The organism is Burkholderia sp. Tr-20390 (genome assembly GCF_017104595.1).
In the GTDB taxonomy this organism is placed as follows: domain Bacteria; phylum Pseudomonadota; class Gammaproteobacteria; order Burkholderiales; family Burkholderiaceae; genus Burkholderia.
Genome location: NZ_JAAGPC010000400.1, coordinates 1 through 1,499 on the forward strand (window position 1 = coordinate 1; position 1,499 = coordinate 1,499).

The window sequence follows — 1,499 nt, forward strand, 5'->3', positions numbered from 1 at the left end:
AAACGGAGGGCAGGCAGACGACGTAGCAGGATGTGAGAAGAAACGCGTGGCGGGACATGTCATCGAGAGAGGACGTGAGGGTGAGGAGCTGAGAGATAGTCGGGACCGGCCACACGGCGGAATCTACACCATGCCATACACTCTTGCCCTACCCGACGCTCTTCCGATCTGCCGGCTGACCGCATCGGCCGCGCACGCGGGGCGTCCCGCTCGCCGCGTGCCGATCCGGCCCCGCTAGAGGCGCCGCCCGCTAAACGGGTAAACTGCGCGGATGCAACGAATCACCACCACCGGGCGCGTCAACCTCAGTCACCTGTTCTGGCTCCGCAATCTCGCGATCATCGGCCAGCTCGTGACGATCGGCGTCGTGCAGACCTATTTCGGCGTGCATCTGCCGTTGCCGGCGATGCTGATGGTCATTGCGCTCGAAATCGTTTTCAACGCGCTGACCTGGGTGCGCGTGCTGCGCGCGCGGCCCGAGACCAATTTCGAGCTGCTCGGCCAACTGTGGGTCGACCTCGGCGCGCTGTCCGCGCTGCTGTTCCTGTCGGGCGGCACGACCAATCCGTTCGTGTCGCTGTACCTGCCTTCGCTCGCGATCGCGGCGGCCGTGCTGCCGTGGCACCTGATGATCTGGCTCGCGGCGTTCGCGGTCGCGTGCTACGCGGCGCTCGGCTTCGACTCGGTGCCGCTGAACATGGACAATCCCGCGAACCTGTTCGACTACTACCGTACCGGGATGTGGGCGAACTTCATGGTCAGCGTCGGGCTGATCGCGTGGTTCGTCGCGCGCATGTCGAATGCGCTGCGCCAGCGTGACGCGGCGCTCGGCGAGGCGCAACAGCATTTGCTGCGCGACGAGCGGGCGGTCGCGCTCGGCGTGCAGGCCGCCACCGTCGCGCACGAGATGGGCACGCCGCTGTCGACGATCGCGATGCTCGCCGAAGAGCTGCGCGACGCGGCCCGCGACGATCCGGGGCTGGCCCGCTACGAGGCCGACCTGAAGGTGCTCGAGGAACAGATGACGCTCTGCACGTCGGCGCTCGCGCGCCTGCGCAGCCGCGCGAGCGCGCCCGCGAGCCGCCAGCCGGTGGACGACTGGCTCGACACGTTCGTCGAGCACTGGCGCCTGCGGCATCCGCACGTGCAGTTCGAATTGCTCGGCGCGCGCCCGGCGGGCGTCGCGCTCGACGATACGGTCGCGGCCGGCCAGATCCTGACGATCCTGCTCGACAACGCCGCGCGCGCGAGCCCGCAGCGCGTGACGCTCGCCGCGAAGGTCGCGCATGCCGGCACGGCCGACAAGATCGAATTCGAGGTATGCGACGACGGGCCCGGCATTCCGGCCTCGCTGCGCGAGTCGCTTGGCGCGATGCCGGTCGACAGCACGCAGGGCGGGCACGGGGTCGGCTTGTATCTCGCGTTCAGCGCGGCCGCGCGGCTCGGCGGCGAGATCGAACTGTCCGACGTCGTGCCGCGCGCGGCGGGCGGCAACGGGC

At 69.2% G+C, this 1,499-nt stretch carries 1 protein-coding gene; it reads left to right on the top strand.

Going from position 1 to position 1,499, the window contains the following annotated elements; all coding sequences use genetic code 11:
• Window positions 1–271: 271 nt before the first annotated feature.
• On the top strand, window positions 272–1,499 hold a 1,228-nt coding region (locus tag G3N98_RS39215; protein ID WP_206151118.1), incomplete at its 3' end, for an ATP-binding protein.